At 68.3% G+C, this 24,000-nt stretch carries 21 protein-coding genes; 11 read left to right on the top strand and 10 right to left on the bottom strand.

Annotated features, from left to right (window positions below; all coding sequences use genetic code 11):
- Positions 1-68: 68 nt before the first annotated feature.
- On the bottom strand, positions 69-1,511 hold the full coding sequence (locus tag RMCN_RS08385; protein WP_067388363.1) for a CCA tRNA nucleotidyltransferase: 1,443 nt from the start codon (positions 1,509-1,511) through the stop codon (positions 69-71).
- A gap of 187 nt (positions 1,512-1,698) precedes the next feature.
- Between RMCN_RS08385 and RMCN_RS08390 the strand changes: the two genes are divergently transcribed.
- The 8 genes from RMCN_RS08390 to RMCN_RS08425 all read left to right on the top strand — a co-directional run bounded on the left by RMCN_RS08390 (position 1,699) and on the right by RMCN_RS08425 (position 12,775).
- Positions 1,699-2,592 carry an NUDIX hydrolase gene (locus RMCN_RS08390; protein WP_084377276.1) on the top strand — a complete coding sequence of 298 codons (894 nt, stop codon included), beginning with the start codon at positions 1,699-1,701 and terminating at the stop codon, positions 2,590-2,592.
- Positions 2,589-5,000: a hypothetical protein gene (locus RMCN_RS08395; RefSeq protein WP_201028808.1), complete on the top strand. Its 2,412-nt coding sequence runs from the start codon at positions 2,589-2,591 to the stop codon at positions 4,998-5,000. The genes RMCN_RS08390 and RMCN_RS08395 overlap by 4 nt, the downstream gene beginning before the upstream one ends.
- A gap of 176 nt (positions 5,001-5,176) precedes the next feature.
- Positions 5,177-8,695 (top strand): murein biosynthesis integral membrane protein MurJ, encoded by a 3,519-nt coding sequence (murJ, locus tag RMCN_RS08400; protein ID WP_409366045.1) that lies wholly within the window; start codon positions 5,177-5,179, stop codon positions 8,693-8,695.
- A gap of 67 nt (positions 8,696-8,762) precedes the next feature.
- Positions 8,763-9,335: an RNA polymerase sigma factor SigM gene (sigM, locus tag RMCN_RS08405; protein WP_067388365.1), complete on the top strand. Its 573-nt coding sequence runs from the start codon at positions 8,763-8,765 to the stop codon at positions 9,333-9,335.
- A 57-nt stretch (positions 9,336-9,392) separates the two neighbouring features.
- Positions 9,393-10,010 (top strand): RsmA family anti-sigma factor, encoded by a 618-nt coding sequence (locus tag RMCN_RS08410; protein ID WP_067388367.1) that lies wholly within the window; start codon positions 9,393-9,395, stop codon positions 10,008-10,010.
- Between the two features lie 93 nt (positions 10,011-10,103).
- Positions 10,104-11,075 (top strand): thioredoxin-disulfide reductase, encoded by a 972-nt coding sequence (gene trxB, locus RMCN_RS08415; protein ID WP_067388762.1) that lies wholly within the window; start codon positions 10,104-10,106, stop codon positions 11,073-11,075.
- Positions 11,076-11,088: 13 nt separating this feature from the next.
- Positions 11,089-11,424, top strand: coding sequence for a thioredoxin (gene trxA, locus RMCN_RS08420; protein ID WP_067388369.1), 336 nt, complete (start codon positions 11,089-11,091; stop codon positions 11,422-11,424).
- 154 nt (positions 11,425-11,578) lie between these two features.
- Positions 11,579-12,775: an N-acetylmuramoyl-L-alanine amidase gene (locus tag RMCN_RS08425; RefSeq protein ID WP_064346125.1), complete on the top strand. Its 1,197-nt coding sequence runs from the start codon at positions 11,579-11,581 to the stop codon at positions 12,773-12,775.
- On the opposite strand, the gene RMCN_RS08430 is transcribed toward RMCN_RS08425, so the two are convergent.
- From RMCN_RS08430 to rpmH, 9 genes are all read right to left on the bottom strand, one after another.
- Entirely contained in the window at positions 12,674-13,567 is an 894-nt protein-coding gene (locus tag RMCN_RS08430) for an acetyltransferase (RefSeq protein WP_234787618.1), read from the bottom strand. The genes RMCN_RS08425 and RMCN_RS08430 overlap by 102 nt on opposite strands.
- A gap of 207 nt (positions 13,568-13,774) precedes the next feature.
- Entirely contained in the window at positions 13,775-14,761 is a 987-nt protein-coding gene (locus RMCN_RS08435) for a ParB/RepB/Spo0J family partition protein (protein ID WP_067388764.1), read from the bottom strand.
- A 106-nt stretch (positions 14,762-14,867) separates the two neighbouring features.
- Complete coding sequence (locus RMCN_RS08440; RefSeq protein WP_084377280.1) at positions 14,868-15,926, bottom strand: ParA family protein; 1,059 nt, start codon at positions 15,924-15,926, stop codon at positions 14,868-14,870.
- Positions 15,923-16,612, bottom strand: coding sequence for a 16S rRNA (guanine(527)-N(7))-methyltransferase RsmG (gene rsmG / locus RMCN_RS08445; RefSeq protein WP_067388371.1), 690 nt, complete (start codon positions 16,610-16,612; stop codon positions 15,923-15,925). Before rsmG ends, RMCN_RS08440 begins: the two co-directional genes overlap by 4 nt.
- 59 nt (positions 16,613-16,671) lie before the next feature.
- Positions 16,672-17,217 (bottom strand): Jag family protein, encoded by a 546-nt coding sequence (locus RMCN_RS08450; protein ID WP_067388373.1) that lies wholly within the window; start codon positions 17,215-17,217, stop codon positions 16,672-16,674.
- A gap of 34 nt (positions 17,218-17,251) precedes the next feature.
- Positions 17,252-18,373 (bottom strand): membrane protein insertase YidC, encoded by a 1,122-nt coding sequence (gene yidC, locus RMCN_RS08455; RefSeq protein ID WP_067388375.1) that lies wholly within the window; start codon positions 18,371-18,373, stop codon positions 17,252-17,254.
- Positions 18,366-18,734, bottom strand: coding sequence for a membrane protein insertion efficiency factor YidD (gene yidD, locus RMCN_RS08460; RefSeq protein ID WP_082681032.1), 369 nt, complete (start codon positions 18,732-18,734; stop codon positions 18,366-18,368). Before yidD ends, yidC begins: the two co-directional genes overlap by 8 nt.
- A gap of 8 nt (positions 18,735-18,742) precedes the next feature.
- Positions 18,743-19,102, bottom strand: coding sequence for a ribonuclease P protein component (gene rnpA / locus RMCN_RS08465; RefSeq protein WP_067388768.1), 360 nt, complete (start codon positions 19,100-19,102; stop codon positions 18,743-18,745).
- A gap of 33 nt (positions 19,103-19,135) precedes the next feature.
- Positions 19,136-19,279 (bottom strand): 50S ribosomal protein L34, encoded by a 144-nt coding sequence (gene rpmH, locus RMCN_RS08470; protein WP_064346175.1) that lies wholly within the window; start codon positions 19,277-19,279, stop codon positions 19,136-19,138.
- Between the two features lie 544 nt (positions 19,280-19,823).
- Here rpmH and dnaA point away from each other — a divergent pair.
- From dnaA to gnd, 3 genes are all read left to right on the top strand, one after another.
- Complete coding sequence (gene dnaA, locus RMCN_RS08475; protein ID WP_064415300.1) at positions 19,824-21,308, top strand: chromosomal replication initiator protein DnaA; 1,485 nt, start codon at positions 19,824-19,826, stop codon at positions 21,306-21,308.
- A 557-nt stretch (positions 21,309-21,865) separates the two neighbouring features.
- Positions 21,866-23,059: a DNA polymerase III subunit beta gene (gene dnaN / locus RMCN_RS08480; protein WP_201028809.1), complete on the top strand. Its 1,194-nt coding sequence runs from the start codon at positions 21,866-21,868 to the stop codon at positions 23,057-23,059.
- 38 nt (positions 23,060-23,097) lie between these two features.
- Positions 23,098-23,991: a phosphogluconate dehydrogenase (NAD(+)-dependent, decarboxylating) gene (gene gnd / locus RMCN_RS08485; protein WP_064415298.1), complete on the top strand. Its 894-nt coding sequence runs from the start codon at positions 23,098-23,100 to the stop codon at positions 23,989-23,991.
- Positions 23,992-24,000 lie beyond the last annotated feature (9 nt).

Consider the following 24,000-nt stretch of genomic DNA (forward strand, 5'->3'; position numbering starts at 1 on the left):
GTCGGCGGGCAGACGCGGTCGCTCGCGGGGGTGGGTGGGCGGGGTTGGGCGGGCGGGGTTCGGCGGGGTTACTGTCCGCCCCGGGCGTTCCACCACGCCAGCAATTCCTCGACGGCCTCCTCGCGCGACAGCGGGCCGCGGTCGAGGCGCAACTCCTTGAGGTACTGCCACGCCTGACCGACCTCGGGGCCGGCGGGGATGCCGAGGATGTCCATGATCTCGTTGCCGTTGAGGTCGGGGCGCACCCGCGCGAGGTCCTCCTTCTCGGCGAGTTCGGCGATCCGCTGTTCGAGGTCGTCGTAGTTGGCCTGCAGCCGCGCGGCGCGACGCTTGTTGCGGGTCGTGCAGTCCGCGCGCACCAACTTGTGCAGCCGCGACAGCAGTGGACCGGCGTCGGTCACGTACCGGCGCACCGCCGAGTCCGTCCACTTGCCGCCGCCGTAGCCGTGGAACCGCAGATGCAGGTACACCAGCTGCGAGACGTCGTCGACCATCTGCTTGGAGTACTTCAGCGCGCGCAGCCGTTTGCGCGCCATTTTCGCGCCGACCACCTCGTGGTGGTGAAAGCTGACTCCGCCGTCGGGTTCATGCTTGCGGGTCGCGGGCTTGCCGATGTCGTGCAGCAGCGCCGCCCAGCGCAACACCAGATCGGGTCCGGAGTCCTCGAGCGCGATCGCCTGCCGCAGCACGGTCAGCGAATGCCAGTAGACGTCCTTGTGCTGGTGGTGCTCGTCGATCGCCATGCGCATCGCGCCCACCTCGGGCAGCACCACATCGCCCAGCCCGGTCTGCACGATCAGATCCACACCGGCGACCGGGTCCGCGCCCAGCAGGAGCTTGTCCAGTTCGGCGGCCACCCGCTCGGCGGTGATCCGGCCCAGCTGCGGCGCCATGGCCACCAACGCCGACACCACACGCGGCGCGACGGTGAACTCCAGCTGCGAGACGAAGCGCGCGGCGCGCAGCATGCGCAGCGGGTCGTCGCCGAACGACACCTCGGGTGCGGCGGGGGTGTCGAGCACCTTCCCGCGCAGCGCCGCCAGCCCGTTGAGCGGGTCGTGGAATTCGGCGGGGCCGCCGGCGGTGATGCGCACGGCCATCGCGTTGGCGGTGAAGTCGCGTCGCACGAGGTCGTCGTCGAGGTTGTCACCGAACCGCACCTCCGGATTGCGGGACACCTGGTCGTAGGTGTCGGCGCGATACGTGGTGATCTCGAGACGCTTGTCGCCCTTCCCGACGCCGAGGGTGCCGAATTCGATGCCGGTGTCCCACAGCGAGTCGGCCCACGGCCGCAGCAACTTCTGCATCTGCTCGGGACGGGCGTCGGTGGTGAAGTCGAGATCGGTCAGCGGGCGACCCAGCAGCGCGTCACGGACGCTACCGCCGACGAGATACAACTCGTGTCCGGCGCCGGCGAAGAGCCGGCCGAGTTCGCGCAGCACCTCGCCGTGGCGGTTGAGCTCCACTTGCGCGGTGGCAAGGAGTTCGGCGTCGGTGGAGGAGGCGGACACGTTCGGACAGCCTAGTCAGGCGACGATTAAGCGGCCCCCAGGCCGCGTTGAGAAGCCTGACGATTCGGCACAGTCAGGCGACGATCAAGCGGCCCCCGCGCCGCGGAGTCACACAAATGTGCAACGGCTCTATCACGACCGGTGAGTGCGGCGGGGGCCAATATGCGTGGCAGCTACTATCGCTTGGGTGTCGGACGGCGAACAGGCCAAACCACGACGGCGCCGGGGGCGACGTCGCGGCCGACGCGCGGCAGGTCCGCCCGAGGCCGCACCCGACCCGTCCGCGCAGCCCCGCCGCCCCGTTCCGCAGCCCCCTCCGAGCCACACCAACGCCGCGCCCAAGAACGGCGCCACCGTCGACGGACACAAGGACGGCAAGGGCGGGCAGCCCAAGAAGTCGCGCCCGAGGCGCCCACCCGACCGGCTGCGCACTGTCCACGAAACCTCGGCCGGCGGGCTGGTCATCGACGGTATCGACGGCCCCAAGGAAACTCAGGTCGCCGCACTGATCGGACGCATCGACCGGCGGGGCCGCATGCTGTGGTCGCTGCCCAAGGGCCACATCGAAATGGGTGAGACCGCCGAGCAGACCGCGGTCCGCGAGGTCGCCGAGGAGACCGGTGTCCAGGGCAGCGTGCTCGCCGCGCTGGGCAGCATCGACTACTGGTTCGTCACCGAGGGCCGCCGCGTCCACAAGACCGTGCACCACTACTTGATGCGCTTCCTGGGCGGCGAACTCTCCGACGAGGACCTCGAAGTGACCGAGGTGGCGTGGGTGCCGCTCAAGGAACTGCCCAAGCGGCTGGCCTACGCCGACGAACGCCGGCTCGCCGAGGTCGCCGGCGAGCTGATCGACAAGCTGCATGCCCACGGCCCGTCCGCGCTACCGCCGCTGCCCCACTCGTCGCCGCGGCGCCGCCCCCAGACGCACTCGCACACCCGCAACCGTCGTCCCGACGAACGAGCCCAAGCGTCCCCGGGGGGCGAGCGGTGGGGGCACCATCCGCCCGAAGGGCAGGGGGACGAGTCCGGGAAGACGCAGCCCGGCCGCCGGACGAACGGCTGCGGACAGGGCTCGTGACCGCCGCAGCGCTGCCCCGCGCGCTGGCCGCGCTGATCGTGCTCGCGCTGAGCGTCCTGCCGCTCGTGCTACCGCGGGCCGCCGCCGCCCAGCCCGATTCGACGCCGTTTCTTCGAGTCCGCGTCGACCGCGTCACTCCCGACGTGGTCACCACCACCAGCGAACCGGTGGTCACCGTTGCGGGTGCCGTCCTCAACGTCGGCGACCGGCCGGTGCGCGATGTGGTCGTGCGGCTGGAGGACGCCGCAGCGGTGCGGACGTCGACCGGCCTGCGCACCAACCTCACCGGCGACGTCGACCAGTTCGAGCCGATCGGCGATTTCGTCCCACTCGCGCCGGAACTTGCTCGGGGACAAGAGGTTCCGTTCACCCTGTCGTACCCCCTGAGGTCGGCCGACCGGCCGTCGCTCAGCATCGACGAACCGGGCGTGTACCCGGTGATGGTCAACGTCAACGGCACGCCCGACTACGGCGCGCCCGCCCGCCTCGACGACGCCCGCTTCCTGCTGCCGGTGCTCGGCGTCCCCCCCGACCCGGGCACCGAATCGGGTGACCCGGTCACCGCGATCGCCACCCCCGACACGTCCAAGCCGGTCCGGATGACGTTGCTGTGGCCGATCGCCGACCGGCCCCGGCTGGCCGCGGGCGCGCCGGGCGGCGCCACCCCGGTACGGCTCGTCGACGACGACCTGGCGACCTCCCTGGCGCCCGGCGGACGCCTCGACACGCTGCTGTCGGCCGCCGAGTTCGCCACCAGTCCCCAGGTCGATCCCGACGGGCGGGTGCGTGCCGCGACATGTCTGGCGGTCGACCCGGATCTGCTCGTCACCGTCAACGCGATGACGGGCGGCTACGTCGTCAACGACGGACCCGACGCGGGACCCGGCACCCCCACCCGCCCCGGCACCGGGCAGGACGCGGCGGTGACCTGGCTGAACCGGCTCAAGAACCTGGCCAAGGGCATGTGCGTCGCCTCCACCGTCTACGCGCAGGCCGACCTCGACGCGCTGCGTCGTGTCCGCGATCCCGGGCTCAGCCGGATAGCGACCACGTCGGCGGGCGACATCGTGGACCAGATTCTGGGCGTGCCCTCGGTGCGCGGGGCCAGCCTGGTCGGCGACGGTCCGCTGACCGGGCCCGCGGTGCGGCTGCTGTCGGACCAGGGGGGCCAGACGGTGGCCGTGGCGGCCGCCGAATCGGGGTCGGACGACGGGACCGACGTCGCGGACTCCGGGGTCGCCGACACCGCGCCGGTGCGCTACACGCCGCAGGTCGTCGCGGCGCCCTTCGATCCGGCCGTCGGGGCGGCGCTGGCCGGCGCGGGCACCGATCCCGTGGCCCCGGGATACCTCGACCCGTCCCTCGACATCCCGCTGCAACACGATTCGGCGGTGGCGCGGCGCCAGGACGCCCTCGGGGCCATGCTGTGGCGCGCCCTGAATCCGGACATCGGCCCGCGCACCCAGATCCTGATGCCGCCGATGGCGTGGAGCCTCGGACCCGACGACGCCCGGGCACTGTTTCGGGCGGTCACCACCGCGATCAACGCCGGACTCGCCGAGCCGCGACCGCTGACCGCGGTGATCGGTGAAGGCAGCGCCATCGCACCCGACGACATGGCCCCGCTGCCCAGCAACGAGCTGGGTGACCCCGACGCCCGGTTCGACGACGCCGTCGTGTCGGGCATCGCGGCGGTCACCGGGCGGCTGTGGGGGCTGACCGCGGCGCTGACCACCGACGAACGCACCGGGCTGACCGGATACGGCTACACCGCCCCGCTGCGCGAGGACATGCTGCGCGCGCTGAGCCAGTCGGTGCCGCCCGACACCCGCAATGGCCTTGCGCAGCAACGACTCACGACGGTCGGGCACACCGTTGACGACATCTTCGGGGCGGTCACGATCGTCAACCCGGGTGGGGCCTACACGCTGGCGACCGAACGCAGCCCGCTGCCGCTGGCGTTGCGCAACGACCTGCCTGTGCCGATCCGGGTCCGCCTCGACGTCGACGCGCCACCAGGGATGACGGTCACCGACATGGGCGAGATCGTGCTGCCGCCGGGCTACCTTCCGCTGCGGGTCCCCATCGAGGTGCACTTCACCCAGCGGGTCGCCGTCGACGTCGCGCTGCGCACCGTCGACGGCCTGCCGCTGGGGGAACCGGTGCGGTTGTCGGTGCACTCGAACGCCTACGGCAAGGTGCTGTTCTTCATCACGCTCTCGGCGGGCGCCGTCCTGGTGCTGCTGGCCGGCCGTCGGCTCTGGCACCGGTTCCGCGGCCAGCCCGATCCCGCCGACCTCGACCGCCCCGACCCGCTCGAGGTGGCGTTGCACTACGACGACGACACCGACGCACCCCTGAGCCGAGCCGGGCGCCGGGGCTCGGGCACCCGCGGCGGTGCCGGGTGAGCGCCCCCGGGCCGCCGCCCCGACCCCATCCGCCGGCACCGCCCCGAACTTGGCCCGGCCACACGCCTGCCCCTCCCCCACCGCCGAGCATTCCTCGGCGCGAACCTCCGCCCCGGCTCAGCCGCGGCCCGGCCCCACGCCGCCGCGCCGGCCGCGAAGAACTGTCCGACGCGGCGGTGGTCTCGCGTTCGTGGGGTATGGCGGTCGCGACGCTGGTCAGCCGGCTCACCGGGTTCGCCCGCATCGTCTTACTCGCGACCATCCTGGGCGCCGCGCTGACCAGTGCGTTCTCGGTGGCCTACCAGCTGCCGAACCTGATCGCGGCGCTCGTCCTCGAAGCCACGTTCACCGCGATCTTCGTGCCGGTGCTCGCGCGCGCCGAGCGCGACGATCCCGACAACGGCACCGCGTTCATCCGCCGCCTCGTCACGCTGACGACGACGCTGCTGCTAATCATCACCGCGCTGTCGGTGGCGTCGGCGCCGATGCTCGTCGACCTCATGCTCGGCAGCGATCCCGAAGTCAACCGCGACCTGACCACCGCGTTCGCCTACCTGTTGCTGCCGCAGGTGCTGTTCTACGGGTTGTCGTCGGTGTTCATGGCAATCCTGAACACCCGCAACGTATTCGGGCCGCCCGCCTGGGCGCCGGTGTGCAACAACATCGTCGCCATAGCGACGCTCGGCGTGTATCTCATTGTCCCCGGCGAACTCTCGGTCGACCCGGTGAAGATGGGCAACGCGAAACTCCTCGTGCTGGGTATCGGCATGACCCTCGGAACCGTCACCCAGGTCATGGTGCTTCTGGTGGCGATCCGCCGCGAACGCATCAGCCTTCGCCCGTTGTGGGGCATCGACGAACGGATGAAGCAGTTCGGCGCCATGGCCTCGGCGATGGTGCTGTACGTGCTGATCAGCCAGATCGGGTTGATCGTCGGCAACCGAATCGCCAGTGGCGCCGCGGCTTCCGGGCCCGCGATCTACAACTACACGTGGCTGGTGCTGCAGTTGCCGTTCGGCATGATCGGGGTGACGGTGCTGACCGTCGTGATGCCGCGGTTGAGCCGCAACGCCGCCTCCAACGACCAGCGCGCGGTGCTCGCCGACCTTTCGCTGGCCACCCGGCTGACGATGGTGACGCTCATCCCGATCGTCGCGCTGATGACGGTCGGCGGACCCGCCATCGGCAGCGCGCTGTTCGCCTACGGCAATTTCGGCGAGGTCGACGCCAACTACCTCGGTATGGCGATCACGCTGTCGGCGTTCACGCTGATCCCCTACGCGCTTGTGCTGCTGCAACTTCGGGTGTTCTACGCGCGGCAACAACCGTGGACCCCGATCCTGCTGATCGTCGTGATCACGACGGTCAAGATCATCGCGTCGCTGATCGCGCCCCACCTCACCGACGACCCCGACCTGGTGGCCGGCTACCTCGGGACGGCCAACGGCCTGGGCTTCGTGGCGGGTGCGGTGGTCGGCTACTTCCTGTTGCGGGCCAATCTCGACCCGCCGGGCAGCCGGCTCATCAACCTGCAAGTCGTGCGCACGGTGCTGGTCACGATCGCCGCCTCACTGCTGGCCGCGATGGCGGGCCAGGTCGCCGACAAATTGTTCAGCCTGGAGTCGCTGACCCGCACCTGGGGCGGCGCCGGCTCCCTGCTGCGTCTGGTCGTGCTCGGCGTGGTCATGGTGCCGATCATCGTCGGCGTCCTCCTCGGCGCGCGCGTCCCGGACGCCCAGGCGGCCCTCGATGCCGTCCGGCGCCGACTCGGCGCTCGCACCGGGCGCGACGGGGTAGCTGTCGCGGCCGCCGACCGGCCACGGGCGCGCACCCCTCTCCCGTACCCTGAACAGAGGAATTCGTCCGCACCAGGGCGTCGGCACAGCCCGCCGGCCGTCCGGCGCGGACCACCTGCCCCCGTTGCCGGGGATTGGATGCGGAAAGGACCAGCGGTGACCGACGAACCCGCAGGCGGCTCCGCGCCCACACCCGAAACCGCGACCAGGAAGCTCCCGACCGGGCAGTCCGACGTCGTCGCCGACGACCTGCGGCCCGACGTGCCCGACCCCGGTCAGACCACCGAGTTCGCCGCCGAGAACGGCACGACCCGGTTACCCGCGTCGGGTCGGCCGCCCTCGGATTACGGTGGCGACCCCACCCGTGAGCCCCTCGCGTTCGACCCTCCGCGCGAACCGGCCATCGAGGCTGCGACGTCCGACGAGGACATCCACCTCATCCCGGGCGCAATGGTCGGTGGCGGCCGCTATCGCCTGCTGGTGTTCCACGGCGGTCCGCCCACGCTGCAGTTCTGGCAGGCACTCGACACGGCCCTGGATCGCCAGGTGGCGCTCACCTTCGTCGACCCGGACAACACCCTGTCCGATGAGACGCTGCGCGAGATCCTCACCCGCACCCGCAAACTGAGCAGCATCGACATGCCCGGTATCGCGAGGGTGCTCGATGTGGTCAACACCGGATCGGGCGGGCTGGTGGTCTCGGAGTGGATCCGGGGCGGCTCGTTGACCGAGGTGGCCGACACCTCGCCGTCCCCGATCGGCGGCGCCAGGGCGATGCAGTCGCTGGCGGCGGCCGCCGAAGCCGCGCACCGGGCCGGAGTCGCCCTCTCGCTCGACCATCCGGGTCGCGTCCGGGTCAGCATCGAGGGTGACGTCGCGCTGGCCTTCCCGGCGACGCTGCCCGACGCGACCCCCGAGGACGACATCCGCGGAATCGGGGCGGCGCTGTACGCGCTGCTGATCAACCGGTGGCCACTGCCCGAGCACGGGGTCCGCAGCGGCCTGGCCCCCGCCGACCTGGACTCCGCGGGACAACCGATCGAACCCCGCGCCGTCGACCGCCAGATCCCCTTCCAGATCTCGGCCGCCGCGGCGCGCGCGGTACAGGAAGGCGGCGGTATCCGCAGCGCACCGACCCTGCTGAACCTGCTGCAACAGGCCACCGCCATCGCCGATCGCACCGAGCTGATCTCTCCGGTCGATGAAGCCGACCGCCCCGCGACTCCGGGAGTCGCCGGCGGTACCGACCCGGAGACCGAGGCGCGTCGCCGCAAAGCCCTCATGATCGGGCTCGGCGTCGGCGGCGCCATCGTCGTGATCGCGCTCGTGGTGCTGGCGACGGTGCTGAGCTCGATCTTCGGTGACGTCGGCGACGGTCTCGGCGGCGACCGGCTCGGGCTCAACGACCCGACCACCAGCGAGTCGGCCGAAGGCAGCGCCGACAGCGGCAACGTCGTCAAACCGACTGCGGTGACGGTCTTTTCACCCGAAGGCGAGGCCGATGCCCCGGCCGATGCGCCCAAGGCGATCGACGGCGACAAGTCCACGGTGTGGCCGATCGACACCTACACCGACTCCGTGCCCTTCCCGAACTTCAAGAACGGCGTCGGGCTGATGCTGCAACTGCCGCAGTCCACCACGGTCGGCGAGGTCGACATCGACCTCAACAGCACCGGTACGGCCGTCGAGATCCGCTCCGCGCAGACACCGACGCCGTCCTCGCTGGCCGACACCACCGTGCTGACACCGGCCACCCAGCTCAAGCCGGGCTCCAACACCATCAAGGTCGAGAACGCCTCGCCGACCTCCAATCTGCTGGTCTGGGTGTCGACCCTCGGCCAGGTCAACGGCCAGAGCCGGTCCGACATCGCCGAGGTCACGGTCCGGTCGGCGTCCTGATCCGATTCATCCCCAGCCCGGCAAAGATGTGTCGGGAGGCACCCGCGTAGCCGTTTAGTGTTCGGCTGTGGGGACCTTCGGGGGGCAGGCCCGGGAACGCAGCGACGCGGAGTTGCTCGCCGCGCATGTGGCCGGTGACCGCTATGCGTTCGAGGAGCTGTTCTACCGCCACCACCGGCAGCTGTACCGGATCGCGCGCATCACCAGCCGCAACCCCGACGACGCCGCCGACGCGCTGCAGGACGCGATGCTCAAGGCGCACCGACGCGCGCCCGCCTTCCGCTACGACGCGGCCGTGAGCAGCTGGCTGTACCGCATCGTGGTGAACTCCTGTCTGGATCGGTTGCGGCGCAACAAAACCCGTACCGCCGAAACGTTGTCCGACGACCAGGGCCACATCGGTGACCCGGCCTCGCGCGTGGACACCGCGATCGTCGTCGAGCGGGCGTTGATGCGATTGCCCGTCGAACAGCGCGCCGCGGTGGTGGCCGTCGACATGCAGGGATACTCGGTGGCCGAGACCGCGCGCATGCTGGGTGTGCCCGAAGGCACCGTCAAGAGTCGGTGCTCGCGCGCCAGGGCCAAACTGGCCGAGGCGCTCGAGTACTTCGCCGCGGAAGCCGCCGCCCGCGCCGACTGAGGGGAACCGCGGGCATATCCGTCGCGTCGAACATGTCGTGGTGGAGACTGGCTAGCGATGCAGACCGGAACGGACGACGATTCGGATCCGGCGGTCGAGCGGGTGCGCCGCGGGCTCGCCGAATTGGCGCACGACGAGGACTCGGCGCCGGAGGTGCCCGCGGCCGTGACCGCACGCATCGGTGCCGCCTTACGGACCGCCGGTGAACCTCGTCACACGGTCGAACGGCCCCGGCTCCGCCGACTGCAGGTCCTCGGCCTCGTCACCGGCCTGGCCGCCGTGACCGCCGGGGTGGTCATCGGCACCTCGATGCTGGGCCGCGAGCCCACCCCGCGGTTCTCCGAGCCCGGGCCGACCGCCGAGCGCATCACCGTGTCGCAGCGCCCGCCCGCCTTCCCGCTGACCGGTCCGCAGCTCACCGCCCTGCTGTCGGCGCCACCCGAGTACGGGCCGCTGTCCGATCCGCGCCGCCGCACCGCCTGCCTCGAGGGGTTGGGCCACGCGGCGACCACGCCCATCCTGGGAGCGTTGGCCGTCGAGATGGCCGGCCGGCCGGCCGTGGTGCTGCTCCTGCCGACACGCGCGACAACCGACGTCCTCGCCGTGGCCGTCGACGCCGCATGCCCTGCGGCTCACGGTGGGCTACTCGCCGAGACCGTGGTCAAACGACCGTAGTCTGTCCCCCGAGGTTGTTCGGAAACTCCGGGAACACCAGCGCCTACGCTGATGTTCATACCGGTGTCGCGAACACGCGGCAGAAAGGCGCTCATGACCACCACATCCACGGTTCACGATCTGATCATCATCGGATCCGGCCCGGCCGGCTACACCGCAGCGATCTACGCGGCGCGTGCGCAGCTCAAGCCCCTGGTGTTCGAAGGCGTCCAGTTCGGCGGTGCGCTGATGACCACCACCGAGGTGGAGAACTATCCCGGCTTCCGCAACGGCATCACCGGTCCGGAGCTGATGGACGAGATGCGCGAACAGGCGCTGCGCTTCGGCGCCGACCTGCGCATGGACGACGTCGACGCCGTCTCACTGGACGGCCCGATCAAGAGCGTCACCGTCGGCGACGACACCTACCGGGCGCGCGCGGTCATCCTCGCGATGGGCGCGGCGGCGCGGCACCTGGGCGTGCCGGGCGAGGAGGCCCTGATGGGCATGGGCGTGAGCACATGCGCGACGTGTGACGGCTTCTTCTTCCGCGACGAGGACATCATCGTCGTCGGCGGTGGCGACTCGGCGATGGAAGAGGCGATCTTCTTGACCAAGTTCGCCCGCAGCGTCACGTTGGTGCACCGTCGCGACGAGTTCCGCGCTTCGCGGATCATGCTGGACCGGGCCCGCGCGAACGAGAAGATCACGTTCCTGACCAATACCGACGTCCTCGAGGTCGAGGGCAGCCCGAAGGTCAGCGGAGTCCGCTTGCGCAACAAGGTGACCGGCGAGGAGTCGAAGCTGGCCGTCACCGGTGTGTTCGTCGCGATCGGCCACGACCCGCGTTCGGATCTGGTTCGCGGTCAGGTCGACCTCGACGAGGACGGTTACGTCTTGACGCAGCAGGGTTCGACGAGCACTTCGATCGAAGGCGTCTTTGCCGCAGGCGATCTCGTCGACCGCACCTACCGCCAGGCGATCACCGCCGCGGGCACCGGCTGCTCGGCGTCCATCGACGCCGAACGCTGGCTCGCCGAAATCGGTTCTGGCCCAAGCGATGAAACCATCGAAACACCAGTTTGATAGGAGCATCCCAATGACCGAGAGCACCGGATCCACGGTAGCGGTGACCGACGACTCGTTCTCCGCCGATGTGTTGTCCAGCAGCACACCGGTGCTGGTGGACTTCTGGGCGACCTGGTGCGGTCCATGCAAGATGATCGCCCCCGTGCTCGAGGAGATCGCCGCCGAGAAGGCCGGCGCATTGACGGTCGCCAAGCTCGACGTGGATTCCAACCCCGTCACGGCCCGCGATTTCCAGGTGGTGTCGATCCCGACGCTCATCGTGTTCAAAGACGGCTCCCCGGTGAAGCGGATCGTCGGTGCAAAAGGCAAGGCTGCGCTGCTGCGCGAGCTCAGCGACGTGGTCTAACCGTGCTCTGACGGCCGTGTAGCGCCGCAATCCGGGGCGCGGACACCGGCCTGGGGTTTTCTTGAATCGGCGAAGTGTCTGCGACAATCGTGCCTAGCCCGTCAACTTGGTCGGCGCCCTCGCGCAGCTGACAACCGTGACTGAAAGGCCGCATATGTCCAGTCTGCGTCGCGGTGACCGCGGGTCCGCGGTCACCGAGATCAGGGCTGCGTTGACGGCACTGGGCATGCTCGAGAACTCCGATGAGGAGATCACCACCGGCAGGCACATCGCGCTGGACCTGTTCGACGCCGAGCTCGACCACGCCGTGCGCGCCTTCCAGCAGCATCGCGGTCTGCTGGTCGACGGGATCGTCGGCGAAGCGACTTACCGTGCGCTCAAAGAGGCCTCGTACCGTCTTGGTGCCCGCACGCTCAGCCACCAGTTCGGCGCCCCGATGTTCGGCGACGACGTCGCGACACTGCAGGCCCGACTCCAGGACCTCGGCTTCTACACCGGTCTTGTCGACGGGCACTTCGGTCTGAGTACGCACAACGCGTTGATGTCATATCAGCGCGAATACGGACTGTATCCCGACGGGATCTGCGGCCCGGAGACGTTGCGCTCCTTGTACTTTCTGGGATCGCGCGTCACCGGCGGCTCTCCGCATGCGATCCGCGAGGAGGAGCTGGTCCGCCGCTCCGGTCCACGGCTCTCGGGTAAGCGCATCATCATCGACCCGGGCCGCGGCGGTGACGATCACGGTCAGATCATGCAGGGACCGGGCGGACCGATCAGCGAGTCAGACATCCTGTGGGACTTGGCGAGTCGGCTCGAGGGCCGGATGACCGCGATCGGTATGGAGACGTTCCTGTCGCGGCCGGCCAACCGTGCACCCTCGGACGCCGAACGCGCAGCGACGGCCAACGCCGTCGGCGCCGACCTGATGATCAGCCTGCGCTGCGCCACCCAGCCCAGCCCCGCCGCCAACGGTGTCGCCTCGTTCCACTTCGGAAACTCACACGGTTCGGTGTCCACCATCGGACGCAACCTCGCCGACTTCATTCAACGAGAAGTGGTCGCCCGCACCGGGTTACGTGACTGCCGCACCCATGGGCGGACGTGGGACCTGTTGCGTCTGACCCGGATGCCGACGGTGCAGGTCGACGTCGGCTACATCACCAATCCGCAAGACCGGGCCATGCTGGTGTCCTCCCAGGCGCGCGACGCGATCGCCGAGGGCATGCTCGCCGCCGTGAAACGGCTCTACCTACTCGGCAAGAACGACCGTCCCACAGGCACTTTCACGTTCGCCGAACTGCTCGCCCATGAGCTCTCGGTCGAGCAGGCCGGGCGCGTCAGCCCCTCTTGACCCGCGCGCGGTCAAGCCCACCGAACCGGCGCCCGCCCCGACCGGCTGGCGTATCTGCGCGAACTCGAACAGCCGCTCCAACGCCGCCTCGACGTCGGCCTTCCAGCCCAGCCCCTGCTCCAACTCGAGGCGTAACCGCGGGAAGTAGCGGTGCTGGGCGACGACGACGAAGCCCGCATCCAGAAGTAGGTCGGCGTCGAGCACGCACTGTTCGACCGAGCAGTCGCCGAGGACCTCGATGACCGGGCGTAGCGCCGGCGTCACCGCACCCGGTTCGGCAAGCTCGCTGACTTCGGCGGTGTGCGCGAACGCTTCGAGCGCACGGGCCCCGCGTCGAACCAGGTCCCCCACCACCGCCGCGATCAGCGCGCGCGACAATCCCTCGGAGTCCTCGCCGGATTCGATGCCCAGCGATGTGAGCAGTACCGCGTCGGCGCTGACCGGGGCGGTCGGGAAACGGTGTGCGCGCGGGACGGCACCGGGCGGCGCGTAGAACGCGTATCCCAGGCATGCCTCGTCCCCGCGTAGCGGAGCAGGGCCGTCGTCGGTCTCGCCGTCGGCGCACTGCACCGCGACCTGACCGCACGATCCCCATTCGAGCATGACCATCGACAGCCATGCCTCCTTCTCGAATTCGGGATCAGACAGGTGATCGTCGACGCCGGGGACCGCGGCGCCGGTCGCGTCCCGGCCGAGGGTCTGGGGATCGACCTCCCAATACACGCAGCGGCGGGCGTGCTTGGGCAACTGCTCGAACGCTTCGAGCCGTAGAGGCGTGATGCGTGCCGACACTAGACTCCCCGAGTCCTACGCGGTGCAGAGGTGCACAGCTGCCCCTCCAGGATAGAAGGGTGCGCACACCTCGACGCTCCGTTTTTCCGGCCTCTCGCGTCGAGCGACGAAACGTGTTGTGTCACAGGTGGTTTCCTTCGAAGGGCAGCGGTCACGCCGATGAGACCCGGGTTGTGTCACAGTGACGTAATTACCCGGTGTGGTAGGTCACCGCTCCGATGCGCTCATCAGTTCGACTATGCGCTGCAAGTCGTCCACCGAGCCGAATTCGACCACGATCTTGCCCTTGCGTTTGCCGAGGCTGACGGTGACGCGCGTATCGAAGGCCGTGGACAGCCGCTCGGCAACGTCCTGGAGGCCGGGCATGTTGATCGGCTTGCGCTTGGGCGCCGCCGGCGCTGGCGGGCCCGCGCTGTTGGCCAGTGTCACCGCTTCCTCGGTGGCTCGCACCGACAGTCCCTCGGCGACGATGCGCGCGGCCAGCTCCTCCTGCTTGTCCGGGCCTCCCTCGAGCGACAGCAGCGCACGCGCATGTCCGGCTGAGAGCACCCCGGCGGCTACCCGGCGCTGCACGGCGATGGGCAAACGCAGCAATCGGATCATGTTGGTGATCACCGGCCGTGAGCGCCCGATCCGCGAGGCCAGTTCATCGTGGGTGACCTCGAATTCGTCGAGCAGCTGCTGGTAGGCGGCCGCCTCCTCGAGCGGGTTCAGCTGGGCGCGGTGAATGTTCTCCAACAGCGCGTCGCGCAGCATGCTGTCGTCGGTGGTCTCGCGGACGATCGCCGGAATCGTGGCGAGGCCGGCCTGCTGGGCCGCGCGCCAGCGCCGCTCCCCCATCACGAGTTGGTAGCGGGGCGCCCCCGGTTCGGGCCGCTGAAGCGTACGCACGACGATCGGCTGCATGAGACCGAACTCGCGGATCGAGTGGACGAGCTCGGCGAGCGCCTCCTCGTCGAAGACCTGGCGCGGCTGGCGCGGATTCGGCTCGATCGACGCGGGGTCGATTTCGCGGTACACCGCGCCCACCTCGTTGGTCACGCCCCCGTTCGACGGCCCGCCGATCACGACATCGGCCGCCGCGTCGCCCATTCGCGGACCGAGTTCGGAGTGGTCACCGTCGGCGGGTCCGGTGGGTATGAGCGAAGCCAGGCCGCGGCCGAGTCCGCTGCGCTTGCGGGTGGGTTGGCTCATCATCTACTCCTCTTCGCGCAAGCGTTCATCGGTACGTTCTGCCTTTCTACGCAACCGCTCATCGGTTGTTCCGGTTTTGGCCCGGTCTGTGCTGTGGCGCAGGCGCTCATCGGTGCTCCGCGATCTCGCGGCTCGCATCCAGGTAGCTCATCGCTCCGCGCGAGCCCGGGTCGTAGCCGAGGATCGTCATCCCGTAACCGGGCGCCTCGGACACTTTGACGCTGCGCGGGATGACGGTGCGTAGCACCTTGTCCCCGAAGTGCGCCCGCACATCGGAAGCGACTTGGTCGGCGAGCTTGGTGCGCCCGTCGTACATCGTCAGGATCACCGTGGTCACATCGAGTTGCGGATTGAGGTGTGCCTTGACCATCTCGATGGTCCGCATCAGCTGGCCGACGCCTTCCAGTGCGTAGTACTCACACTGGATCGGGATCAGCACCTCCGGCGCGGCGACGAACGCGTTGATGGTCAGCAGGCCGAGCGACGGCGGACAGTCGATGAACACATAATCGAAGTTGAACTCCGTGAGCGACGCCAGCGCCGCGCGCAGGCGGCCTTCGCGGGCCACCATGCTGACCAACTCGATCTCGGCGCCGGCCAGGTCGATGGTCGCGGGCACACAGTAGAGCCGCTCGTTGTGGGGGCTGCGCTGCAGAGCATCGCGTAACGGGATCTCCCCGATCAACACCTCGTACGACGACGGCGTTCCCGGTCGGTGCTCGATGCCCAGTGCCGTGCTCGCGTTGCCCTGCGGATCGAGGTCGATGACGAGCGTCTGCAGTCCCTGGAGAGCGAGCGCCGCCGCGATGTTGACGGCCGTGGTCGTCTTGCCGACCCCGCCCTTCTGGTTCGCGATCGTGAACACGCGCTGCCGATCGGGTCGGGGAAGGCTGCCCTTTGACGCGGCGTGAAGCAGTCGCACGGCGCGTTCGGCCTCGGCGCCGATCGGGGTGTCGATGCCGACGGGATCCTCCCACCGGTCCTGCGCCGGCTTCTCCGGCCACTTCTCTTTGGGGGCGCTGGCGGCGCCGGGCGTGGTTTCACGTGAAACATCGGCCGGAGCGCCGTTGGCTGCCTGAGCGGCGGCGCCGGTTTCACGTGAAACATTGGTTGCCCGGCCGGCGGGTTCGGCGGGTCCCCGGGCCCCGTTCCGTGGCGCCGTCATCCTCGTCGCCTGCCCGTTGGCCGGTGCGTTACCGCCTTCTCCCGCCGTGCCACGACGACGGTCGCGGGTGGATCCAAGTAGTTCGCGCCACACCTCATCACCCTTACATCGGCCGCGCCGAGCGACGCCATCACACGCCGATGGTCGCGGATCTCCTCTTCGGCACGCTCACCCTTGAGGGCAAGCATGTGGCCGTCGACGCGAAGGAGCGGCATGCTCCATCGAGTCAGTTTGTCCAGGGAGGCCACCGCCCTGGACACCACTACGTCCGTCTCCCCCAATTGCTTCCTTACCCCCGGCTCCTCGGCCCGTCCACGCACGACCGCCACGTCGATCCCGAGTTCGTCGACTATCGCGCGCAGGAAGTCGCTGCGCCGCAGAAGTGGTTCGATGAGCGTCACCTGGAGGTCGGGTCGGGCCAACGCCAACGGTATCCCGGGAAGGCCCGCGCCACTACCGATGTCGGCGACTCGGGCGTCGGCCCCGACGAGCTCGGACAGCGCCGCACTGTTGAGGATGTGGCGGTCCCAGATCCGGTCGACTTCCCGCGGACCGATGAGGCCGCGTTCGACGCCCGCGCCGGCCAGCGTCGCCGCGTATCGCTCGATCAGGTCGAGGCGCTCTTTGAACAAGGAGGCGGCCGCGTCCGGCGGCGCCGACACCTCCCCATGTTTCACGTGAAACATCCTCCGGATCGTCGCGTCGGACCGACGACGCCAATGAACTACACAGTTGTAACTCTGAATCAGTCGGCGAGGACGACCACGCGCCGCGACGGCTCGACGCCCTCGCTCTCGCTGTGGACGCCGTCCACCGCCGCCACCGCATCGTGCACGATCTTGCGTTCGAACGGCGTCATCGGGGCGAGCTCTTCGCGCTCCCCGGTCTCGAGCACACGGCGCGCCACCTTGTCGCCCAGTGTGGCCAACTCGTCGCGGCGGCGGCGCCGCCACCGCGCGATGTCGAGCATCAGCCGGCTGCGCTCCCCCGTCTTCTGGTGCACAGCGAGCCGCGTCAGTTCCTGCAACGCGTCGAGAACCTCGCCCTTGCGCCCCACCAACTTGTTGAGGTCGGCGCCGCCGTCGATGCTCACGACCGCGCGGTCCCCCTCGACGTCGAGGTCGATGTCACCGTCGAAGTCCAGTAGGTCCAACAACTCCTCGAGGTAGTCGCCCGCGATCTCGCCCTCGGCGACCAGCTTCTCTTCCAGATCGTCCTCGGCTACCGGCGCGGCGGCGCCGCTGTCCTCATCAACGAGTTCGTCGCGCTCGGTCGTCTCGGCGTCAGTCATGTCGTTCCCTCCTCATCCCACCGGGCTGGTCCGGTCACCGTTTACGTTTCTTGGGCCGCGATCCGGGGCGCGGGCTCGCGCCGGGCCGCGGCGTGCGGTTCGTCGCTCCGCTGGCCGCCTTGCCCGGACTGCTGCCCGTCGGCTTCTTGCCCGGCGCGCCGTTCTCCGACGCGGGCTCGCTGCTGTCGGCCTCGTCGCCCTCAACCGGCTCCGCCGTCTCGGGAGACTTCGCGGCCTGGGCCTTGCGATTCCGGTTCGGCTTGACCCCCGGCGGCGGTGCATTCTTCGCCTGCCGCTCTTGGGCCTCGAGCTTCTTCGCCTCTTCTTCCTTCTCGATCTTGCCGAACACGTAGTGCTGCTGACCGAAGGTCCAGATGTTGTTCGCGAGCCAGTACATGATGATGGCCAGCGGCAGGAACGGCCCGCCGACGACGACGCCGAGTGGGAAGACGTAGAGCGCCAACTTGTTCATCATCGCCGTCTGCGGGTTGGCGGCGGCCTCCGGGCTCTGGCGCGAGATCGAGGCGCGGCTGTTGAAGTACGTGGCGATCCCGGCGAGGATCATGATCGGCACGCCGACCCCGATGACCGCCGCCCGGTTGAACTCGGTGAAGGCATCCAGGCCGGTGGTCTGAATCATGGTCGCGCCCAACGGCGCTCCGAACAGGTGCGCGTCGAGGAAGTTCGCGACGTCGGTCGGGCTGAAGACGTAGTTCCCGGTCGCCCGGTTCTGCTCCACCGACAACTGGATCTGACCGAATCCGCCCTGCGTCCGGTTGAAGGACCGCAACACGTGGAACAGTCCGAGGAACACCGGCACCTGAGCCAGCATCGGCAGGCACCCCAGGATCGGGTTGAAGCCGTGCTCGCGCTGCAACTTCTGCATCTCCAGCGCCATGCGCTGACGGTCCTTGCCGTACTTCTTCTGCAGCGCCTTGATCTGGGGCTGCAACTCCTGCATCTGGCGCGTCGTCCGGATCTGCTTCACGAACGGCTTGTAGAGGATCGCGCGCAGGGTGAACACCAGGAACATCACCGAGAGCGCCCAAGCGAAGAAGTTCGACGGCCCCAGCAGGAAGGCGAACAGTTTGTACCAGACCCACATGATCGCCGACACCGGGTAGTAGATGATGTCGAGGCTGAACCAGTTAAACACGCGTCTCGCTTCCTGCTCGCAATGCTGGATGGCCGCCAGTGACGTCGGCAGCGGTGTCCCGATCCTGTGAAGACTCGTCCGCGGGAGCGCCCGCCACGTCTGCGTCGCCGTGTCCGCCGGCTGCCGGGCGGTCCGGGATCGGATCCCATCCTCCCCTATGCCATGGCCCGCATTTCAACAGCCGTACCGTCGCGAGCCAACCGCCGCGCACCAGCCCGTACTCGGTCAGTGCATCCACCGCGTACTGGCTACAGGTCGGGGTGAATCGACACGTCGGCAGCCGTAGCGGCGAGATGGTGTGCCGGTACAGCTGGATCACGTAGATGACCGCGCGGGCCGTCCACGCGCCGACGGACCTCACCCTCGTCCTCACCGGGATGCCTCGGTCTTGGGTCTGGCTCGGCGAAGCGCTGTGCGCAGTTCTTGTTCGAGCCGCGCCGAGATCGCGTGCCGGCTGCTGGGGAGCGCGCGGATCACCACCCGATCGGCGGGGTCCAGCTCCTCGATGACGGTTCGTGCGACATGACGCAGTCGCCGGGCCACGCGATGGCGTTGCACCGCGGTGCCGACCGCTTTGGAAACCACCAGACCAATCCGGGGCCCCGGCTCGGAGCCTTCGTCGGACCGCAGCGCGTGCACGACGAGATCGGGCTGCACTGCGCGCACCCCTCGGCTGACCGTGTTCCCGAACTCCGTCGAACGCGTCATGCGGTACCGCGCCGGAAGCACCAGCGTCAACTCCCGCTCGAAGTCACGTGGGAGTCACGCGGTCAGCTTGCGCCGACCCTTGCTCCGCCGGTTCGTGACGATCGCACGACCTGCCCGCGTGCGCATCCGCAGCCGGAAGCCATGCACACGCGCCCGGCGCCGGTTGTTCGGCTGGAAGGTCCGCTTGCCCTTGGCCACGGCTGTCTCCTTGTTGCGTCTGGCACCCGCATCCCCCACCGACGACGTACGAATCGGTTTGGACGCAGTTGCCGTTGGTAAGCTCGTCCATCTTGCTAGCCGGCGCGGTCCCCGGTCGATGCCCGGGTCGCAGCCGTATCGCCTCGTACGGGCGACTGTTCGAGGGTACTGAGGAGATTTCGCTGGGTCAAACCTGGCCGAATGACCGTGTGGACAGCCACATTTGCAACACGCGTCACCGCCGACCAACAGCGGAAAATATCCGTCCACGCAATGTGGCAGAACGGTTGGCACCCGCGAAGAAAACTGTTAGCTTCTGCCAATGCCGCTTCGATAACGAAACGGCGACGGACAACGAAGCGAGGATGCCCGACCAGTCGTGAGCCCACACATCTGTGATGTGGCCCGACCCGCGGCCTCCCCGCCGGTGGAAAACAGAACGACGACGACTGTCCAGTCTCCACAGCCTGTGGATAACTTTGTGGACAGATCGTCATCGTTCCTTTTGGTCGTCTCTGGGCCGGCCGCAAGGGGGTAGTCGTCGTTGACAGCTGACCCCGACCCCCCGTTCGTAGCCGTGTGGAACACGGTGGTCGCCGAACTCAACGGCAGCCCCGCGGGAGCGGGTGGCGACATGGCGGGCCCGGGCCTGACTCCTCAGCAAAGAGCCTGGTTGAAGCTGGTCAAACCCCTGGTGATCACCGAGGGCTTCGCCCTGCTGTCGGTGCCCACCCCGTTCGTGCAGAACGAGATCGAACGTCACCTGCGGGAGCCGATCATCACCGCGTTGAGCCGCCAGCTCGGCCAGCGCGTTGAACTGGGTGTGCGTATCGCCGACCCGGGGCCCGACGACACCGACGGTCCGTTGAGCGGACTGGCGGCCGTCGGCGAACCCGACGAAGTCGACGACGACCTCGAAGCCCGGGCCAGCGCCGAGGAAAGTTGGCCGACCTACTTCACCAGCCGACCTCCCAGCACGCTGACCGATGACGCCACCGCGGTCAATCTCAACCGGCGCTACACCTTCGACACGTTCGTCATCGGCGCCTCGAATCGCTTTGCTCACGCGGCGACGCTCGCGATCGCCGAGGCACCGGCCCGCGCGTACAACCCGTTGTTCATCTGGGGCGAATCCGGGCTGGGCAAGACGCACCTGCTGCACGCGGCCGGCAACTACGCCCAGCGGCTGTTTCCCGGCATGCGCGTCAAGTACGTGTCGACCGAGGAATTCACCAACGACTTCATCAACTCCCTGCGCGACGATCGCAAGGCGTCGTTCAAGCGTAGCTACCGCGACATCGACGTGTTGCTGGTCGACGACATCCAGTTCATCGAGGGCAAGGAAGGCATCCAGGAGGAGTTCTTCCACACCTTCAACACCCTGCACAACGCGAACAAGCAGATCGTTATCTCCTCAGATCGGCCCCCCAAGCAGTTGGCCACCCTCGAGGACCGGCTGCGCACCCGTTTCGAGTGGGGACTGATCACCGACGTCCAGCCGCCGGAGCTGGAGACGCGGATCGCCATCCTGCGCAAAAAGGCTCAGATGGACCGTCTCGATGTTCCCGATGACGTCCTCGAGCTCATCGCCAGCAGCATCGAGCGCAACATCCGCGAACTCGAGGGCGCCCTCATCCGCGTCACCGCGTTCGCGTCGTTGAACAAGACGGCGATCGACAAGTCGCTGGCCGAGATCGTGCTGCGCGATCTGATCTCCGACGCCAGCACCATGCAGATCAGCACCGCGGCGATCATGGCCGCCACCGCCGAGTACTTCGAGACCACCGTCGAGGAGTTGCGCGGCCCCGGTAAGACCCGTGCGCTCGCCCAGTCACGACAGATCGCGATGTACCTGTGCCGCGAGCTGACCGATCTGTCCCTGCCGAAGATCGGGCAGGCGTTCGGCCGCGACCACACCACCGTGATGTACGCGGAGAAGAAGATTCGCGGTGAGATGGCCGAGCGCCGTGAGGTATTCGATCACGTGAAAGAACTCACCACGCGTATCCGTCAGCGCTCCAAGCGCTGAATCCGCCCGCACCCCCTCCCCTTCCGTCGCGATCGATCGCGCCCGGATGTGGCCGTCCCGACAAAATTTCTTCAAAAATCTTCTGTAACGCCGGCATCACCAGTCACAGCGCGGCGTTGTGCACACCGATGTGGAGAACCTGGGATCAACCCGCGGACTATCAGCCGATTGCTACACAACCCCCGGCGTCTCCACAGTTTGTCCCGCCCGGCGCCGCCTTCATCCACAGTTACCTCACAGGCGCCTGTGCCCGTAAGCAGCACCGACATGTATTCATCCCCAGCATTCACAGGCCCTAATACTGTTGCTTGTATATCTCTGAAGAATCTCCTTCGAAGAAGGCCCTTGGGGAAGCTCGGAACCACCGACGGTCACACCGGCCGGACGGCGGCGATGTCACCGCGATCGATTAGCTTTCAAGTTGGGGCGGAAAGCTCTACGGTGATTCAGCACAGCCGTTACGGTCGTCGGGGACGCATCGTTGAGACGCGTGGTGAGACACCGGGAAACCGCTGCTCGAGGCTTGTCGTGATTGTGATCGAAGGGACCCTATGGACGTGGCGACGACAACGGTTGGTGTCACCGATCTGAAGTTCCGCCTGGTACGTGAAGACTTCGCCGAAGCCGTGGCATGGGTGGCCCGCAATCTGCCCACCAGGCCCACGGTCCCGGTGCTCGCCGGCGTCTTGCTCACCGGCTCCGAGGACGGGTTGACGATTTCGGGATTCGACTACGAGGTTTCCGCCGAGGTGCGGGTGCCTGCCGAGATCGCTTCACCGGGCAGCGTTTTGGTTTCCGGTCGGTTGTTGTCCGACATCACCCGGGCGCTGCCGGCCAAACCGATCGATGTGAGCGTCGACGGCACGCGGGTTTTGCTGACGTGTGGTAGTTCGCGCTTCTCGTTGCCGACGATGGCCGTCGAGGACTACCCCACGCTGCCCGCGCTTCCCGACGAGACCGGTGTCATATCCGCTGAGCTGTTCTCCGAAGCGATCGGCCAGGTCGCCGTCGCGGCCGGCCGCGATGACACGCTGCCGATGTTGACCGGCATCCGTGTCGAAATCGCCGGGGAGAAAGTGGTTTTGGCCGCAACCGACCGGTTCCGCCTGGCGGTTCGCGAGCTGACATGGTCGACGGCCGGTCCCGACCTGGAGGCGGCGGTGTTGGTGCCGGCCAAGACACTTTCGGAAGCGGCCAAAGCCGGCTCCGACGGCGGTGACGTGCATCTGGCGCTGGGCGCGGGATCGGCGGTCGGTAAGGAGGGGCTGCTCGGTATCAGCAGTGGGGGCAAGCGCAGTACCACCCGTCTGCTCGATGCGGAGTTCCCGAAGTTCCGGCAGTTGCTGCCCACCGAGCACACCGCGATGGCGACGATCGGGGTCGGTGAACTCACCGAGGCCATCAAGCGTGTGGCGCTGGTGGCCGATCGCGGCGCCCAGGTGCGGATGGAATTCTCTGAGGACTCGTTGCACCTGTCGGCGGGCGCCGACGACGTAGGCCGCGCCGAGGAGGACCTTCCGGTCAGTTTCGCCGGTGATCCGCTGACCATCGCGTTCAACCCCACGTATCTCACGGACGGTCTGAGCTCGTTGCATTCGGAGCGAGTCACCTTCGGTTTCACCACACCCAGCCGTCCCGCGGTGTTGCGTCCGGCCAACGACGACGACACGGATGTCGGTGCGGCGGGACCGTTCCCCGCGCAACAGACCGACTACGTCTACCTGCTGATGCCGGTGCGCCTACCCGGCTGAACCGGCTGACGCCAAAGAACGCCGGAGAAGGGGCGCACATGCAACTCGGCCTGGTCGGTCTCGGCAAAATGGGCTTCAACATGCGCGAGCGCCTGCGCAAAGGAGGTCATGAGGTCGTCGGATACGACCCGAGACCGGAAGTCACCGACGTGCCCACGCTCGCGGCCCTGGCCGACGCCCTCGATGCCCCGCGGGTGGTGTGGGTGATGGTGCCCTCAGGACCGATCACCCGCGACACCATCACCGCTCTGGCCGATGAGCTCGACGCGGGCGATCTGGTCATCGACGGCGGAAATTCCCGTTACACCGAGGACGGCCCGCATGCGAAACTGTTGGGCGAGAAGGGAATTGCGTTCATCGATGCCGGTGTTTCCGGCGGGGTGTGGGGATTGACGGAAGGCTATGGCCTGATGGTTGGCGGCAGCGACGCCGACGTCGAACGCGTGATGCCGATCTTCGACACCTTGCGGCCGCCGGGGCCGCGGGAAGACGGTTTCGTGCACGCCGGGCCGGTCGGTGCGGGCCATTACGCGAAGATGGTGCACAACGGTATCGAGTACGGCCTGATGATGGCTTACGCCGAGGGCTACGAGCTGTTGGCCGCCGAGGACCTGATCACCGACACCCAAGCCGTCATCCAGGCGTGGAGCAACGGCACCGTCGTGCGGTCCTGGTTGCAGCAGTTGCTCGCCAAGGCGTTGAAGGAGGACCCGGAATTCGGTGAGATCAGCGGATACACCGAGGATTCCGGCGAGGGTCGGTGGACCGTCGAGGAGGCCATCCATCACCGAGTGCCGATGCCGGTGATCGCGGCGTCGCTGTTTGCCCGGTTCGCCTCCCGCCAGGAGGATTCCCCCGCGATGAAGGCGGTTTCTGCTCTGCGCAACCAGTTCGGTGGGCACGCGGTCAAACGGGTCAGCGAGTCGGGGTAGGCGGTCGCG

The sequence above is a fragment of the Mycolicibacterium novocastrense genome (assembly GCF_001570485.1).
GTDB lineage: Bacteria > Actinomycetota > Actinomycetes > Mycobacteriales > Mycobacteriaceae > Mycobacterium > Mycobacterium novocastrense.